Source organism: Exiguobacterium sp. TNDT2, from assembly GCF_003331145.1.
GTDB lineage: Bacteria > Bacillota > Bacilli > Exiguobacteriales > Exiguobacteriaceae > Exiguobacterium.
The window spans coordinates 16,555-32,950 of the sequence record NZ_QLVE01000039.1; the positions used below are offsets into that span (position 1 = coordinate 16,555).

The following is a 16,396-nucleotide window of genomic DNA, read 5'->3' on the forward strand; positions in this document are numbered from 1 at the left end:
ATGAGGAGGGGCGGGGGTCTTATTATTCTAAAAAAGCTTGAAATTTCATAACAGACTGTGTAACATACTAGATGTAACCGCCTCTGTAGGTTAGTGGCAGACCTCAGCAATGGTAATGCTGCAGCACGAGTTCGATTCTCGTCGGAGGCATCAAATATACCGCTCAACGAAGCGGTTCAAGGCACTTCCTGTTTATGACAGGATGTGCTTTCTTTTTGTCAGTGCACAGTTTATCATTTCATATTGTCGACAAAATGAAATTATTTGTCGAACGATTGTTATCTCAATCAACGTTCTTGTGTTCTATCATGGCGCCAAACGTCTCTGTCGGTTGTTTCTGGAGCGAGATTATTATTTGCTTATACGTGACCTGTTTATAATGTGAAGTCACTTATTGAATTCTAGCCAAGACTGTAACTTTGACAGACGACAAAAAACGCCCCGCAGGACGCTTATTTGATGTATTCCCTAATCTTTTCTAAACTCTTAACTAGTCATTCTATTTGTGTTCTTTAGCTTGATAGCTCTCTTTAGAAGTGAAAAAGAAAATGATAGACAGTATAAAGAGTGCCACAGGAAATATTGTTAAAGAAGAATTAAATTTAGTGGAATTAACAGCATACTCGCCATACAAATAAATCGTCATCCAAAAAGAGTTACATAATAAAATCACTGCCGATATAACTTTCATAATTTGTCCACCTTTCATGTGATATTATAACCGATTTTCGAGCCACTTTCGGATGCTTTCGAAATAAGTGGTGTATGACAGCATACCAACTAGATATATCACTCTCATCCAAAACCCAGGTGAGAGGAGCTTTTCGCTCAGTCATGGAAACTGTCTTGACACGCTTTCCGTTCCTCTATAAACTTGTAAAGTTGACAGAATGAATGATTTGGAAGGAGTACGATCCCCATGCTTAATGAATGGTTATGGATTCCTTCTGCCTTGCTCACGCTCGGTCTGCTCGTCCTCAGCTATAAGCTATTCGGACGCGTCGGACTGTTCGCCTGGATCGCGATGGCCTCGGTCGTCGCCAACATCCAAGTGACGCAGCAGATTGTAATCGGTGGTTTCATCTTCACTCTCGGGAATATCGTCTACGGTTCCCTTTATTTAGCGACAGACATCTTGAATGAAAAATATGGTCGCCACACCGCCCGTAAAGGCGTCTGGCTCGGCTTTTTCATCTTGATCGTCTCGACGGTGCTCATGCAATTCGCATTGCTTTATGAGCCGTTCGAAGAGGCGCTGTTCATGCATGAGAGCTTCGAAGCGCTGTTCTCGATGCTACCGCTCATCACGCTCGGTAGTCTCGCCGCTTACCTCGTCTCACAGCTGTTCGACGTCTTCATCTATTCGAAGATTCGTGCCAAGACCGGTGAGAAGAAACTGTGGCTCCGGACGACCGGTTCGACCGTCGTCTCTCAGTTCATCGACACGCTCACGTTCTGTACGATCGCCTTCTGGGGCATGGAATGGGACATCTGGTGGAATATCTTCATCACGACGTATGTTGCCAAGTTCATCATCGCTTGGATGGCGACGCCGTTCATGTATTACGCAAAACGGACCGTCCCACAGGAAGATGAGACAGAAAAAGCAGCCTAAACAAAACCGCGAGCCCATCGGCTCGCGGTTTTTACTTACCTTTGATATGAAGCCGCACCGCATAAGGACGTGCATCCTCAAGCGACGATTTCTCCCGACAAACGGTGAGCGCCACGTACGCGTCGATGGCGAGCGCCTCGATGGCCTCGTCCGTCGCCTCGACCTCTAGTATGGTGTAAGGCGGCAGTTGCTCGAGCTTGACCCACTGCCCGTGTAGATTTTTCGCGTAGATGATTGGTTCGTCGATCGAATAGCGTCGGAGTAAATCCTTGACGTTCATACGATCCCTCCTTTATCCACTCTGTCTTCTCATTATAGAAAGCGTTTTCAATTCTTTGACACTCCCACGGCTAAAGCCGCAAGCCCATCCCTTCAGGATGGGTGGGATTCTGAAGTGCCCGTGCGGACGCAGGCCATTTCTGTTTTGTCCGAGCCTTCAGATGAGGGTGTGCCATCACCCCTCCTGAGACAGACCCTATAGGTTCTCAGGCTGGTCGACTGTCACCATCGACCACAGGTGCGTACCGGATGTTCATCGCACCGACCAGATCTCTATGCTTCTTGAATCCGCACAGACAGACGTATGTCCGGTCTTTCGCTTTGTTTCGGCTTCCGCAAGAAGGGCGTGTCTGAGATGTGTGTGCAGGGTTGACATATTCGACCTTGATTCCTTCTAACTTCGCCTTGTATTCGATGAATGTTGCCAAGCGATAGAACGACCAGGTGTGCAGGTTCTTGGCGTTTTTACGGCTTGTTCTTGCCGTCTGTCGGATGTTCGCCAGTCTTTCGAGGCGGATGACAGAGATATGGTTCTCTTTTGCGAAGTCGACGATTTCACGGCTCACCTTGTGATCCTTGTCTTTCATCCAACGCTGTTCTTTGTTGTCCAGTTTCTTGATCGCCTTCAGTTTCTTCTTTTGTCCGAGCTCTTTCCGTTTCGCCCGGAACTTGCGTTTCATGTACTTGTTCTCGCGCCCGTTCCCGAAGAACCGCTCCTTGTCGCAGCCCGTGGACGCGACGAGCTGGTTCGCCGTGCGGATGTAGGTGTCCATCATCCGCTCCAAGATGGCCTGTTGCGCTCTCGTCGGATGGAGTTTGATGTTCACGGTCAATGTCTGCGACACGGTCTCATCCCCTTGTCTTTTGTTCCTCGACATAACGTTTGATGGTCTCGCTGGAGACGTTTCCCGCCGTCGACACGAAGAAGGATCTCGTCCAGAGGCTCGTGAGATGTGTGAGGTGCGGGAACTCCTCCCTGAGCCGCTTCGACGAGACGCCTTTGATGCGCGCCATGATGTCGGACGGGCTGATGGATGGCAATGCGGATAAGAATAGATGCGTGTGGTCCCGGTCGCACTCGATGGCGAGGAGGTGGATGTCGAGCCCTTCACAGACATCGTGGACGATCTCTTTGAACCGTCGCTCGAACAGGTCGTCATCGAACAGTTTTCGGCGATACCTTGGGCAGAACACGAAATGATAATGGAGCATCGACACGGTGCTGTTGGTTCTTCGATAGTTGTTCATACGTTCATTGTATCACTTTGTCTATTTGAGCGATACATTTTCTCGGGATAAGATCATATTTGTTGATCTCTGAAATTCCGACTAGCGGAATTCCGACATCAAGCTCACGTTCATCCCACCACTGAGGCAGTGGGCTTTCTCGTTCGCAAATTCTGTAAACCGCGCTTCCTAAATTTTGGCGGCTTCAACACTTTACGATTTGCCATTACTAGCCGATACTCTAGATAGAGAAATGAGGTGAACCGATGCGCTATCGACGACAAGAAACGTTTCGCTATATCTTACCGAACCCCCGCTTTATCCCGTATCGCCTCATCTGGGAAGACAAAGAACTACATGACGGGGAAGCACAGCTGCTCAATATCAGCGCTCATGGTCTGAAGATGCGGTGCGACTACTTATTCCCACTATCCGAAGGGTTGAAGGTTCAGGTCAAACTTGATCTCGTCCCGTTGATTCAACCGCTCGACCTGACGGGTCATGTCCGGCACCGCGGCCAGATGGGAAGCCTATATGATTATGGGATTCGACTCGAGTCGAACTCTGACGAGACCCAGCAACTCGTGACGATGATTAAAGCGTTCGCGCGTGAAAACCAATGAGAACGTGTCGACTGACACTTCTCATTTTTTGTTCGCTTGATTCCGGGGTATACTAATGGAAACAGAGACAGACTCGAGGTGTAGGGCATGACTAGAAAGTTTTTACTCATTCCGTGGGCCGCCGCGATCGCGATTGCGCTCCTTGGGCCGAACGAACCGTTCTCGAGCCGGTTTTTGCTCGATTTTATTACGTATAACACGGACGCCTATGAAGGATATTCGCTTTCCTTGTTCAGCATCCTAGGCGTCTATCCACTCGCCTTGTTCCCACTTCTTTGGTCCGAGGTGAACCAGTTGCGCCCGAACCCGCTCTTACCGGCAGCGACCGGTTTCGTCGTCGGCGGCTTCATCATCGCCCCGTACTTGGCGTTCGCGCGACAGTCGCCTTATCCGACACCAATCAAACCGCTCCCGACGCGACTGCTCGGGGTGCTGCTCTTGCTCGTGACGATCGGCCTGTTCATCGCGGCAGCGACGACCGGGAACGTGGCTGAGTATTGGTCGTACGTCGAACAGAACCAGTTCGTCCGGACGATGACGGTCGATTTCTTTTTACTCGCCTTCATTCAGATTACGCTCATGAACCGGGATGCCAAGCGTTATAAGATGAGTTTGTGGCCGCTGCCTTATATCCCATTGTTCGGATTATTGTTCTGGCTGATCATTCGCCATAAACAACCGTTCAACGAGGCACCACCAAGCCGACAAAAATTAAAATGAGAACTGCCCCTTTCGCTTTCGTTACGAGGGGTTTTCTAATGGGAATCAGGATGACAGTTCCCAAATCGGGTCAGCTCCTTTATACTGAGAATTCAGCTTACAGACGAAAGAAGGTACACCAATGAGATTTTTTAAAGTGATGACGCATACAAACGATAAAGGCGAAGACATCATCTTGAGCGAATATTTCAAGATCCACGACAAGCAAGTCGATCAGTTTTTGAAGGATACGCTCGAACTTGATATGTACGACCAGAACGTGACACTTAAAGAATGTCAAGTGGCGAAAGACCGTTGGGAATGCCCGGTCGGTGATTTCGTCATCGTCGAATATTTCAATGAGAAAGAGTTCGATAAATTGAACGAGTTCCGGACCCCGGCATCAAAAAAATAATGTTCAAAAAAGCTTTCCGATCAATGTCGGAAAGCTTTTTTCGTGGGAACTCCTCAATTGGAGTCGTCATTATTTTGATTCTTTGTCGTCTTCTTCAGGTGCCGGGTCCGGATGTTGCGTCGGAGCTGGTTTCGTCGCCGGGTTTGATTCTTCGTCCGGTACCGGGTCCGGGTGAACCCCCGGTTGTGATTCATCACGTTTCATTGAGCATCCCTCCTCTGCATAATGGACTATTTCCACATTAAGCACTAATCAAAACATCAGTGTATGTCTTTGTTGCCGATGACGCGACGCGAAATCGCTTTCTCAATCTCAACGATGACGAAGACGACGAGACCGAAGACGACCGGATAAATCCAGTCTTGCAGTTCAAGCGCTGCCGTGCCGAACAACGTATGCATGAACGGGACGTACGTAATGAACAGTTGCAACCCGATTAAGAGCGCCGACACGACGAAGGCGATCTTGTTGTCAAAAAAGTGACGGTTGAACGCCGGTGCGAGCTCAGTCCGACAGTTGAACAAGTGGAACAGCTGCGCCATGACAATCGTATTGAGCGTGATCGTCTGCAACTTATCGGTCGAGTAGTCGAAATCGCTGAGCATATAATTGATAAGCAAACTTCCGCCCCCAATCAAGATTGAGACGAACGTGATGCGGAAGACGTAATACCGACTGAGGAGCGGTACATTCGCTGGACGCGGCGGCCGTTTCATCGTGCTCTCTTCGAGCGGCTCAAAGGCGATGGCAAGCGAGAGCGTGATCGCGACGACCATGTTGACCCAGAGGATTTGGACCGGGCTGAGTGGCGCCGCTGCGCCGAGCAAGATACTCATCGCGACGAGGAGTGCTTGTCCACCATTTGTCGGGAGCAAGAACAAAATCGTCTTCTTCAAGTTATCGTAAACGCGACGGCCTTCACGAACGGCGTTATAAATCGTCTTGAAGTTATCGTCGACGAGTACCATCTGCGAGGCCTCTTTTGCGACTTCCGTTCCTTTGATCCCCATCGCGACACCGATGTCGGCCCGTTTCAAGGCCGGTGCATCGTTGACGCCGTCTCCGGTCATCGACGTGATTAAACCGTTTTGTTGCAACCCTTTGACGAGACGGAGTTTATCGTTCGGACTCGTCCGGGCGAAGACGTCGTTATGGACCGACGCCTCTTTGATTTCTTCATCGGACATGTTCGTCAATTCTTTCCCTTCGAGGGCGCCTTCGACTTCCATACCGAGTTCTCGAGCGATGGCGACCGCTGTATCCTTATGGTCACCGGTGATCATCTTGATGCGAATCCCCGCGTCGCGACAAGCCGCGACCGCTTCAATCGCTTCTTGGCGCGGCGGGTCGACAATGCCATAGAGACCGAGGAACGTGATACCGTTCTCGACGTCTTCGTGGTCGACCGTCTCTTTCGAAGCGTCGACGCGCTTAAAGCCGCCTCCGAGGACGCGTTGGCCGCGGTCAGCGATCTCTTTACGCTTCTCATCCCAATAGCCACGGTCGAACTTTGTGTCTTCCGCCATATCGAACAGGCGGTCCGGTGCTCCTTTAATGAAAATCATCCGTTCACCTTTATAGTCGACGAGCGTCGCCATGTATTTGTATTCCGAATCGAATGGGATCTTCGAGATGACGTTTAAGCGCTCGATCGGCCGCTCCGCTTTTTCAGCGAGCGTGAGCAAACACGCTTCCGTCGGGTCGCCGTTGACGACCCATTCTCCGCCCTCTTCATACAGTTGGGCGTCGTTACATGTTTTTCCGACCGTGAGAAGATCGATCATCGACTCATCATCATCTAAATCGAACGGTTGTCCGTTCAGTTCCAAGTCACCGTCCGGGGCGTATCCGCTTCCAGACACTTCAATGTCATGTCTGGCCGTAACGACTTGTTTGACGGTCATCTCGTTTTTCGTCAACGTCCCGGTCTTATCGGTACAGATGACCGATACGGCACCGAGCGTCTCGACCGACGGCAAGCTACGGACGATCGCTTTCTTCTCGGCCATGTTCCGGACGCCGAGCGCGAGGATAATCGAGATGACAGCCGGCAACCCTTCTGGGATCGCAGCGACGGCGAGGCCAATCGTCGTCAGCATCAACTCAATCGGATCGAAATCACGGACGAAATAGCCGAACGCATAAATGACGACCGAGATGACGAGGATGGCGATGGATACCGTCTGTCCAAACTTCGTCGTCTGTCGGATGAGTGGCGTCTTCACCGTCTCAACTTCAGCAATTGAGGCGTTGATTTGACCGAGTTCCGTCCCTTCCCCGATTGACGTGACGATCGCTTTCGCGCTTCCCGTCGCGACGCTCGTACCAGAATAAATCATGTTTTTCCGATCGCCGAGGACGGCATCTTCTGGGACGACTTGAATCTTCTTCTCGACCGTCGTCGCTTCACCCGTCAACGCCGATTCCTCGACTTTGAACTTCTCGGCTTGGATGACACGGGCATCAGCCGGCACTTTATCACCGGCGGCAAGGACTAAGATATCGCCGACGACGAGGTCACTCGAGTCGACTTGGATTTGCTTGCCGTCACGGATGACGCTCGCCTTCGTCTCGAGTAACTTCTTAATCCCTTCTAACGCTTGCTCGGCCTTGTTCTCTTGAAGATAACCGACGACCGCGATAATCGTGACGACGAGCACGATGACAATCGTATCGATGTACTCCCCTAAAAAACCGGTGACGACAGCGGCGCCAAGTAAGACGAAGACGAGAATATCATTGAATTGACGCAAAAATTTTACGATTTCAGGTGTCTTCTCTTTCTCGGGCAGCACGTTTTTTCCGTACTGCTCCTGCCGACTTGACACTTCCCCTTTTGACAGACCGCTGGATGTGTCTGTCTCAAGCGAACTCTTTACCGCATCCGGTTCGAGAGCGTGCCAATTTTTGTTCTCCATCTGCATCTCTACTCCTCCTTGAATTCCTATATGAAAAGTCTTTCCCCTTTCTGTTCCCACTCATGCCCTCTCTAACACATATGAGCCCGTTATTTCACGATTTTTCCAAACGTGTCGTTCACAATTTTCCAATTTTAAGATGGAAACGCTACCACGAGAAAAAGTTTTGTCAGTTGGATGAAATGGCTTTACAGAACCTTTCTAATGGTTAACTATAGAGGAAATATCGAACAGAGAGAAAGAGGTATACGTATGGTTATTATTCAAGGAATCGGACTTTTACTATTGATTCTTGTCTTGTTCACGTTATTCAGCTATAAAGCCCCGTTTGGGATGAAAGCAATGGGCGCCTTGGCCGGTGCTGCCATCGCCAGTTTCCTGGTCGAGGCGTTCAACGCTTACGCTATCGGCGGCTTGCTCCCGCTTTCTTTATATGAAGAAGTCGGACAGGCAGCCGGTTCATTATCAGGTCCGGCTGCAGCCGCGCTCGTTTCGATTGCCCTCGGCATCAATCCAGTCTACGCACTCATGCTCGGACTATCGGTCGCGGGCTTTGGGATTCTTCCTGGCTTTTTCGCTGGCTACATCCTCGCGCTCGCCGGCCGGAAACTAGAGCGCCATTTGCCGGCAGGTGTTGACATGATTTTCTATGTCATTGTCATGGCTCCGCTTGCCCGTCTGGTCGCGACCTGGGTCGATCCGCTCGTCACGAACACGCTGACCCAAATCGGTGCGGTCATCGAACTGGCTGCGACCCAAAACCCTGTTGTGATGGGTCTTGTTCTTGGCGGCATCGTCACGGTCGTCTCGACGTCGCCTCTCAGCTCGATGGCACTCACGGCGATGCTCGGTTTGACAGGTGTGCCGATGGCCATCGCCGCTCTCGCATTGACGGCGTCAATCTCGATGAACTTCTTGCTGTTCAAGCGGTTGAACATCGGGACAAAGAAAGACCAACTATCGGTCGCGATTGAACCGCTCACGCAAGCCGATCTCATCTCTGCGAACCCAATCCCAATCTACAGCGTCAACTTCGTCGGTGGCGCCATCGCCGGACTCATTGTCGCGATGACCGGCATGGTGAACGACGCGCCCGGTTCTGCTGCTGGGATTCCAGGATTGCTCGTTATGTACGGCTTCAATGATTGGCAGACCGTTACCGTCACGGCGCTCATCTTGTTCGGCGTCGGCATCGGCGCTGGATTCGTCGGCAGTAACCTGTTCCGTAATTTTCCAATCAAACGCCAAACCGAAAAAATGGCCACTTCCGACGAAGACGCGGCCTGATACAAAAGGTTCTCACTCAAGAAAATGGAGTGAGAACCTTTTTGTTATCGTTCCGCTTGCACCTCGGCAACCGTCTCTGCGACAGGTGTCCGATAGAGCGGAAAGAAATCAGATGACCCGTGGCGGAGCATATGGTCTTGGTTCAACCGATGATAGACCGTCTCGTCGAGCACGGCTTGACCGATGTAATATGTGAGCGGTTCGTCACCCGAAAAACTCTGCTTGAAGTCGTAGAGCGCGTCTTCCCCGGTCGCCCCGCCACCGAGATGCACGTATGCCTTCCCCTTCTCAACGGCGCGACGAATCATCTCGCGGAACAAGATATGATTCGGTCGCAGCGTCAAATAGTTCGCATCCGAACCACCAAGATGATAATGGGCGCCATCATCGCCAAACAACATGAACACGCCCGCTATCATGACGTTGTCATGGACAGCGAATAGCAGCTCCGTTTCGCATGTCTGGCTGTTCCACAGGTCCTCGAAGTATCGGTCCGAGAAATAGTACACCTCGTTTGCAGCTCGCCGATCCATCGTGGCGCGATACAATCGAATGAACTCACACAGGTCATGAGCCTTTCCATGCACGACCGTCACTTGTTCGCGTACGGCCCGTTTCACGTTCCGTTTCGTCATCTTGCTGAAACGCTGCTCGAGCTGTTCGAACGAGTCATCAAGTCGAACATGGACTGTCTGACGAATCGGAACAGATTGACCGAAGGCTTGCATCAAATCCGAATCGACGCGACAAGGGTGGTACCGAATCGTCTCGGTGACGGTCGCTTGATTCTCAGGACGCTTTAGAAAGAGTCGGCGCGCCTCTCTGACGTCGTCATTTGTGAAGTTGCCTTCACGGAATGGGCCGCCATAGCCGTAAGCCGTGACGAGGTCATCATGACGATGCGCGATCGGACGACGGATGTATGGATACAGCAAAATACCGTCCTCTTTGGCCGCAATATACAACTCAGGCTGCTCGCCCGGTTCACAGTTGGCCAATACATAATCGTAATGATCGTATGAATCACAACTGACCTCTCGCAACCAGTTCTCCCATTCCCATCGATTTTTCACAATCTGATTGAGCATCATCTGTTCCCCTCTTCCTATAAGTCAGCATGACTTGACGTGTGACTGGACAGTCTGGAGTCGTTTCCTATGTCCTGTTCCCATTCGAAGCTGACTATTTGAAAGAGGCGGCTAGCTTTTTGTTGTTAACAAACATGAAGCGAGTTTGTTGATTCACGATAAAATCATAGCGATTTCTTTTAGATTTTAAAAAGGACGACCATGCCGGCATGGCAGGTCGTCCATCGTTATGCTTTGAAGTCGAGGACACGTTGTAGCCGTGATGCTTCACGAGCAGTTTCGATGACTCTCGTCGTCAAAAGCGCTTCGTGAAGCGGGACGAGCGGTCTTCGTGTCGCATAACTATCCGCCAGTGCTTGATAGAACGACAAATAGCCGCCCCATTCGATGTCGATCGTCGATTCAACATCCGTGACGATTATTCCGGTCTCGCGGTCAGGGCATCTCACTTCTCCGTTTCGGAGACACGCCTCTTGCGGGTCGAGCCCGAATTTAAGGAAGCTGCCTTCCGTCCCGTGAACTTCAAACCGCGGCGCCTCGATAGCGATGAACGGATTCGACCTGAGATACACCCGCTTCTCTCCATAATGCAGCGTCAGATGGAACCCATCATCGGACTGCCCCTCGTCACGTTGAACCATGACATCGGCCGATACCTTATCCGGCGCCCCGAACAAGACGAGCGCTTGATCGATTAAATGGCTGCCGAGGTCATACTATATTCCTGCCCCAGGTCCAGCATTCTCGCGCCACCGATCCCGGACAATCGGACGGAACCGGTCGAACCGTGACTCGATCACTTTCCAATCCCCGAGTCGTTTTTCCTCGAGCAGTCGTTTAACGGATAAAAAATCACCGTCCGCACGTCGATTATGGAAGACGTTAACGATACCGTCACTTGCCTGTTCGAGTTGGATTAACGCCTCCCCTTCCTCCGTCGTCAAGAACGCGGGCTTCTCGACGAGAACGTCTTTCCCTGCAATCAGGCATCGTTCGACCATGTCTTTATGTAGATGTGAAGGCGTCGTGACGATGAACAAGGTTGCCTCAGCCACGAGAGCCTCATCTAACGTTGCTTATGCACTGACACTCTCATCCATGCTGTATTCAAACGTGTTATAGCCGTCCCGTGAATCCACGAAGACGAAGCCAAACCGTGGATAATAACTGTTCAAAAAATCATTATCAGCCACACAATCAAGCCGGACCGGCTCCTGTGTGTCGGCTTCACGTAAGACGTGCTCCATCAGTTGCTGGCCGACGCCTCGCCCTTTCAACCGCTCACTAACAACGATTCGATGAATATATTGACCGCGCTCGCCATCTTCCCATAAATTGTGATCCCAGTCATCTGCCGGAAGTAAGGCGATCGAGGCCAATACCGATTCCTCTTGCTCATACACATACACGTATCCCGAGTTGATGTCCGTCTGCACTCGGTCGATAAGGTCTTGCTCCAAGTATTCCGCCCATTGATCGCTACCTTGTTGTTTTAGCGCTACGGCTCGTTGTTCGATTAGGTCCGCGATGTGTGTGGCATCGCGTTTCGTCGCGAGTCGAATCATAACGTCCTCCTTTGTATTGCAGTATTTGAAATACAAATATAACGGACTGTTTCGACTCTTTTCAACCATCCTGCTCACTCACTTGAACGGAATGACATCGCCGCCGTTCAATTGGTAACTGTATGTCATCATCGCGTTCAGGCTGTGCGATACGGAGCAATAGCGATCGACGGACAACTCGATGGCGTGACGGACCCGTTCTTCAGGCATATCCCCATCAAGGATGTATAAAATATGGATCGCCGTGAACTTCTTCGGATGTTCCGTCGCCCGGACGCCGTCGATCTTCATCTCGAACCGCTCGAGTGGCAAGCGCATCTTATGCAGAATCGAGACGATATCGATTCCCGTACAGGCGGCCGTCGCCTGCAGGAGCATCTCGGTCGGACGCGGACCTGTATTAAGACCACCGACATCCTCCCCGGCGTCGAGCGTCACGTCATGCCCGGACGGTGTCGTCGTCTGGAACGCCATCCCTTGTTTCCAATTCAATTGTAAATGCATGTTTGTCTCCTCCTTATGTTTCAGTAGCTTACTATTCCCTAGAATGAGGTATTATTAATCTAATACATAGAAATCGTCGTTTAGGAGTTGGTCACATGGAATGGTCGGTCATTATTAGTTGGGGACTGTATATCATCCTCGGATTGAATTTATTGTTCGTTTTAGCCGTCATCTTCGCGGAGCGTCGCGATGTCGGGGCAACGTGGGCATGGCTTCTCGTCTTGTTCTTCTTGCCGATTCTCGGATTCATCATCTATCTCTTCCTTGGCCGTCAGTTGAAGAAGGACAATTTCTTTAACTTGAGTGTCGAAGAGCGCTCGTTTCACGCGCTACAAGTCGAAAGTCAAATCGAACAGATTCGCCGGAAAGAGACCGCCTTGGCCTTACCTGTGTTCGAGAAATACGAGCAATTGCTCGAAATGAATTTACGTTCGTCGAAGTCGCTCATCAGCGTACACAATAAATCCGCCATCATGCACGACGGGGAACAGAAGTTCAAAGCGCTCATGGACGATATTCGGAGTGCCGAGAGCGAAATCAACATTCAATACTACATCATTCAACGAGACGCGCTCGGCAAGGCGCTCATCCATGAACTGATCGAACGTGCCAAGGCAGGCGTCAAAGTCCGGCTGTTATATGATGCGGTCGGGTCGCGAAGTCTCCGTGACTCCGACTTTAAAGAGCTGATCGCACATGACGGCGAGGTCCGCATCTTTTTCCCACCGACGCTCGGATTGATTAACTTTAAATTGAACAACCGAAATCACCGGAAGGTCGTCATCATCGACGGGAAAATTGGCTACGTCGGCGGCTTCAACGTCGGGACCGAATACCTCGGCCTCGTCGAAAAGTTCGGCTACTGGCGCGATACGCACCTCCGGGTCGAAGGGGACGTCGTCTACCATCTGCAACACCGGTTCATTCTCGATTGGAATTACTCCGGCAGCAAGCATCACGACCCGGAAAACTCGTTCTGTTTCGCGCGCCACGATATCAAAGACAAATCGCCGATGCAAATCGTGACGAGCGGTCCGAACTCGGACACGGAACATTTGAAAAACATGATGATCAAGATGATTATGTCGGCGAAGCATCGCGTCATTATCCAAACGCCTTACTTCATCCCAGACACGAGTTTCATGGACGCCTGTAAGATGGCGCTCTTGTCCGGGGTCAAGATGGACATCATGATTCCAGGGAAGCCCGACCACCCGTTTGTCATGTGGGCGTCGCTATCGTTCCTCGGTGAATTGCTCGATTACGGGGCGAACGTCTATATGTACGGGCAAGGGTTTTTGCACGCCAAGACGCTCGTCGTCGATGATGAGATTGCGACCGTCGGGACGACGAACTTGGATGCCCGCAGCTTCCGATTGAATTTTGAAGTGAACGCCATCATCTATGATCAGCGGGTAGCGCTCGAACTCGCGTCACTGTTCGAGTCAGATGTCGCCGTCAGCCGAAAGTATACGGCCGACGATTATTCAACCCGGAAATGGACCGTACGAATGCGCGAAGGCGTGTCACGATTGCTCAGTCCGATTTTATAAGTTCTAATTATGCTACTAACTGCCCTATCCGCTCGGCTAAAATTGCCGAAGGGATGGGGTAGTTGTATGTTCGAAAGTCAAAAGCTATATGCTCACATCAAACTGTGACGATTTCTCGTCATATTCTAAATTTTGTTAGCTTTTAAAAGAATAATCGCTACTTCCTTCCCAATTTAGGGTATAAAGTATCAGTACGAACGTCCTACACTACCGCTACGGCTAGGAAAGGAGGAAGTATGCGTTCACGCATATGTCATACAATGGCTGATCAAGAACGGACTCATCACGACACGCACACTACGAAACCCGATCCTTCCTCATGGGACCAGCTCCCGATTGGCCTGTTCGCTTTCAATCGCCAAGGTCAAATCGTCAGCTACAATGAAGCATTTGTCGATTTGCTCGGTATCTTGCCGACCTCGAATTTGTCGTTTGAGCGATGCACTTCTTCCTCGTTCGACTTTTTAGGTGCCACCCGAGACGTCTTGAACGGTGAAACAATCAGGATGGCCGGCTGGTATAAAGCGCCGAGTGGACAGCCTCGCTTCATCCGGACAACGATGTCTCCGAGTTTTTCAGTGGACGGACAACTCGATGGCGGAGTCGGCATTTTAGAAGATGCAACCGAACAGCGGCGCTATGAAGAGCGGATGGAACATTTGTCGTCGCTCGATCCATTGACGGAGCTGTACAACCGAAAGAAAGTCGGTGATGTCTTGTCGACGACAGCCCAAGAGACGGTCGACAAGCGGGCACCCGCGGCTATCATCATGCTCGACATCGATTATTTCAAACTTGTCAATGACACGTTCGGCCACCCGACCGGTGACCTCGTCTTGCGCTCAATCGCCCAACTGCTCAGGCGCAACATCCGCAAGTCGGATTCGATCGGACGTTGGGGCGGCGAAGAGTTTTTAATTGTCGCACCGCAGTCGACGCTCGCCGATGGCGTCCAGCTCGCTGATAAGCTCCGGCAAAAGATTAACGCCGAGCCGTTCGGTCCCGTCCCCCGCGTCACTTGTTCATTTGGCGTCAGTTCGCTCGAAGGTGGGAAGACGGTCGAACAAGCGCTCCAAGATGCCGATGAGGCGCTTTACGTCGCCAAGAATCGCGGCCGGAACCAAGTGTCAAGTAAGCGTTAATCGAAGGGTAAACACAAAAAGAGGATGCGCTGTGATATGCTCCCCAATAGGTAGACAGATGAAATAACAAATCTGTTTATTCTATTGGGGAGTGTTTTTTATGGCGAGAAGCGACTTGTCCGATTAATTAGTCGAGACTTTAGATGATGGTGCGTAGCGAACGGTTCATCCCCGTTGAACTTGGCAACGATACGCCCCACTTCGTCATTCGACTCGACGATGATGTCTTCAGTCAAATCACCCGCTTGAATTCGTTCAGTCCGACCGTCAAACGATGCAACGGGCGTATGATTGAATAGCACTCATCATACACAAAAAGACCGTCTGTTCGCAAGAAGCGAACAAACGGTCTCAATCGTTGGTCAAATAGCGGGCCAGATTGTCGAGCGTGGAGCGAAGTCCGGCATCATGATCTTGTTTCTGGATGCCCGGCGGCACGTTTTCACAAACGATTGTGACGCACGTCCCTCCATCGAGCGTCTCCAAATACCACGTCTGAATCATCTCACCAGCAAAAGCCGGGTCTGCTGACTCGAATGTACCCACCTGCACAATCTTGAGACCGGGGACGAGGTCCAAAAAGCGTCCGGTCGACACATCGGTCCGGTCCGTCGTTTTGCCGGAGACAAGATCGGCTTCTTCATACGTGAGGACGAGCTGATACGTGCCGCCGACCCATGGCTCGAACACGGTCGCACGAGCCGACATCCCTTTCGGTGGAAGCCACTCGACGAGCTCATCAGAGTTGAGAAATGCCTGATAGATCCGTTCTGGAGTTGCCTCAATCCATGCCACGGCTGTATCGATACGTCGATTCATATCGGATCACTCCTTTAGCGCGTGCTACAGTACAGTCAGTCGTGCGGAACTTCCTTTTAAATTTCTTCGCCAAATCAAATCTCAAGATACATATCCATGCGCAACAATTCGTCTCGAAGCGGGGATAAATCTATTACCGAATGGACGCCCATCATATAGTCGTATCCAAAGAACACTTTGAACCTATACTCTTCGTCTGACTCATTCACTTTAGACTCTAACTCAGCGTAAAGCGCATTCCTTAACATGAGTCGAAGCATGTTCGGGATTTGGTCTCGTGACAGTGCCTTCCCTGGCCTCACTTTTTTACGAAGATCTCTCAACTGGATCGGATAAAGCGCATTGAACGCGCTTTTCGAAGAGGGGCGATACGCATAATCACGTCGTTCAAGATAGGAGACAGTCAATGTCTTCACTCCTAAATAACCCATGATTCGCTCAATCGCTTCAACGTAATTCGATTCCACGCGGAGATATTCCTCCAACGTGAAGACGACACCGTCAAACGTTCGGAGGATGTCCGTGATTTCCGTCCACTCGTCAATTTTTCCTCTCGTTTCAGGATGATATTTGGTTATGCTATAGATGTTCACATAGTCACCTAGCCTGTTCCTTTGTTTTGTGTGTAGTCTAAAAAAAGGACACGACAGTAGAGTCGTGGG

18 protein-coding genes, 1 tRNA gene and 2 pseudogenes are annotated in these 16,396 nt (G+C 50.8%); 9 read left to right on the forward strand and 12 right to left on the reverse strand.

What is annotated here, in order from left to right; translation table 11 throughout:
- Positions 1-79 precede the first annotated feature (79 nt).
- Positions 80-150: transfer RNA gene (locus DPV68_RS13755), tRNA-Thr, on the forward strand.
- Positions 151-919: 769 nt separating this feature from the next.
- A complete protein-coding gene (locus tag DPV68_RS13765) occupies positions 920-1,615 on the forward strand; it encodes a queuosine precursor transporter (RefSeq protein WP_034777482.1) in 696 nt (231 codons plus the stop codon).
- A 31-nt stretch (positions 1,616-1,646) separates the two neighbouring features.
- Here DPV68_RS13765 and DPV68_RS13770 read toward each other — a convergent pair whose 3' ends face one another.
- The 3 genes and pseudogenes from DPV68_RS13770 to tnpA form a co-directional block, all read right to left on the reverse strand.
- Entirely contained in the window at positions 1,647-1,895 is a 249-nt protein-coding gene (locus tag DPV68_RS13770) for a hypothetical protein (RefSeq protein ID WP_034777481.1), read from the reverse strand.
- A 205-nt stretch (positions 1,896-2,100) separates the two neighbouring features.
- Positions 2,101-2,616: pseudogene (locus tag DPV68_RS13775) on the reverse strand (RNA-guided endonuclease TnpB family protein); the annotation flags it as partial.
- 127 nt (positions 2,617-2,743) lie between these two features.
- A complete protein-coding gene (gene tnpA / locus DPV68_RS13780; protein WP_114167358.1) occupies positions 2,744-3,142 on the reverse strand; it encodes an IS200/IS605 family transposase in 399 nt (132 codons plus the stop codon).
- 245 nt (positions 3,143-3,387) lie between these two features.
- Here tnpA and DPV68_RS13785 point away from each other — a divergent pair, with 245 nt between their 5' ends.
- From DPV68_RS13785 to DPV68_RS13795, 3 genes are all read left to right on the forward strand, one after another.
- Positions 3,388-3,744: a PilZ domain-containing protein gene (locus tag DPV68_RS13785; protein ID WP_114167359.1), complete on the forward strand. Its 357-nt coding sequence runs from the start codon at positions 3,388-3,390 to the stop codon at positions 3,742-3,744.
- 87 nt (positions 3,745-3,831) lie between these two features.
- Positions 3,832-4,464, forward strand: coding sequence for a hypothetical protein (locus DPV68_RS13790; RefSeq protein WP_114167360.1), 633 nt, complete (start codon positions 3,832-3,834; stop codon positions 4,462-4,464).
- A gap of 121 nt (positions 4,465-4,585) precedes the next feature.
- Entirely contained in the window at positions 4,586-4,858 is a 273-nt protein-coding gene (locus tag DPV68_RS13795; protein ID WP_232819658.1) for a hypothetical protein, read from the forward strand.
- 69 nt (positions 4,859-4,927) lie between these two features.
- On the opposite strand, the gene DPV68_RS15155 is transcribed toward DPV68_RS13795, so the two are convergent.
- Together DPV68_RS15155 and DPV68_RS13800 are read right to left on the reverse strand one after the other, a co-directional pair.
- Positions 4,928-5,062 carry a hypothetical protein gene (locus DPV68_RS15155; RefSeq protein WP_034777478.1) on the reverse strand — a complete coding sequence of 45 codons (135 nt, stop codon included), beginning with the start codon at positions 5,060-5,062 and terminating at the stop codon, positions 4,928-4,930.
- Between the two features lie 56 nt (positions 5,063-5,118).
- Positions 5,119-7,782 (reverse strand): cation-transporting P-type ATPase, encoded by a 2,664-nt coding sequence (locus DPV68_RS13800; protein ID WP_114167361.1) that lies wholly within the window; start codon positions 7,780-7,782, stop codon positions 5,119-5,121.
- Positions 7,783-8,028: 246 nt separating this feature from the next.
- Between DPV68_RS13800 and DPV68_RS13805 the strand changes: the two genes are divergently transcribed.
- Positions 8,029-9,063 (forward strand): PTS sugar transporter subunit IIC, encoded by a 1,035-nt coding sequence (locus DPV68_RS13805; protein WP_114167362.1) that lies wholly within the window; start codon positions 8,029-8,031, stop codon positions 9,061-9,063.
- A gap of 44 nt (positions 9,064-9,107) precedes the next feature.
- On the opposite strand, the gene DPV68_RS13810 is transcribed toward DPV68_RS13805, so the two are convergent.
- The 5 genes and pseudogenes from DPV68_RS13810 to DPV68_RS13825 all read right to left on the reverse strand — a co-directional run bounded on the left by DPV68_RS13810 (position 9,108) and on the right by DPV68_RS13825 (position 12,220).
- The gene (locus DPV68_RS13810; RefSeq protein WP_157964197.1) at positions 9,108-10,151 is read right to left on the reverse strand and encodes a lipid II:glycine glycyltransferase FemX; all 1,044 of its coding nucleotides are present in this window, start codon (positions 10,149-10,151) and stop codon (positions 9,108-9,110) included.
- Between the two features lie 227 nt (positions 10,152-10,378).
- A pseudogene (locus tag DPV68_RS15115) lies at positions 10,379-10,855 on the reverse strand (Gfo/Idh/MocA family oxidoreductase); the annotation flags it as partial.
- A 12-nt stretch (positions 10,856-10,867) separates the two neighbouring features.
- Complete coding sequence (locus tag DPV68_RS15120; protein WP_232819660.1) at positions 10,868-11,206, reverse strand: Gfo/Idh/MocA family oxidoreductase; 339 nt, start codon at positions 11,204-11,206, stop codon at positions 10,868-10,870.
- Positions 11,207-11,227: 21 nt separating this feature from the next.
- On the reverse strand, positions 11,228-11,716 hold the full coding sequence (locus tag DPV68_RS13820; protein WP_114167364.1) for a GNAT family N-acetyltransferase: 489 nt from the start codon (positions 11,714-11,716) through the stop codon (positions 11,228-11,230).
- Positions 11,717-11,794: 78 nt separating this feature from the next.
- A complete protein-coding gene (locus DPV68_RS13825; protein WP_114167365.1) occupies positions 11,795-12,220 on the reverse strand; it encodes an OsmC family protein in 426 nt (141 codons plus the stop codon).
- Between the two features lie 95 nt (positions 12,221-12,315).
- Between DPV68_RS13825 and cls the strand changes: the two genes are divergently transcribed.
- The 3 genes from cls to DPV68_RS14885 all read left to right on the forward strand — a co-directional run bounded on the left by cls (position 12,316) and on the right by DPV68_RS14885 (position 15,214).
- Positions 12,316-13,773, forward strand: coding sequence for a cardiolipin synthase (gene cls / locus DPV68_RS13830; RefSeq protein ID WP_114167366.1), 1,458 nt, complete (start codon positions 12,316-12,318; stop codon positions 13,771-13,773).
- A gap of 260 nt (positions 13,774-14,033) precedes the next feature.
- Complete coding sequence (locus DPV68_RS13835; protein WP_198662328.1) at positions 14,034-14,915, forward strand: sensor domain-containing diguanylate cyclase; 882 nt, start codon at positions 14,034-14,036, stop codon at positions 14,913-14,915.
- Between the two features lie 143 nt (positions 14,916-15,058).
- Complete coding sequence (locus DPV68_RS14885) at positions 15,059-15,214, forward strand: hypothetical protein (RefSeq protein WP_157964198.1); 156 nt, start codon at positions 15,059-15,061, stop codon at positions 15,212-15,214.
- 52 nt (positions 15,215-15,266) lie between these two features.
- On the opposite strand, the gene DPV68_RS13840 is transcribed toward DPV68_RS14885, so the two are convergent.
- On the reverse strand, positions 15,267-15,734 hold the full coding sequence (locus DPV68_RS13840; protein ID WP_114167368.1) for an SRPBCC domain-containing protein: 468 nt from the start codon (positions 15,732-15,734) through the stop codon (positions 15,267-15,269).
- 74 nt (positions 15,735-15,808) lie between these two features.
- Complete coding sequence (locus DPV68_RS13845; RefSeq protein WP_157964199.1) at positions 15,809-16,201, reverse strand: hypothetical protein; 393 nt, start codon at positions 16,199-16,201, stop codon at positions 15,809-15,811.
- Positions 16,202-16,396 lie beyond the last annotated feature (195 nt).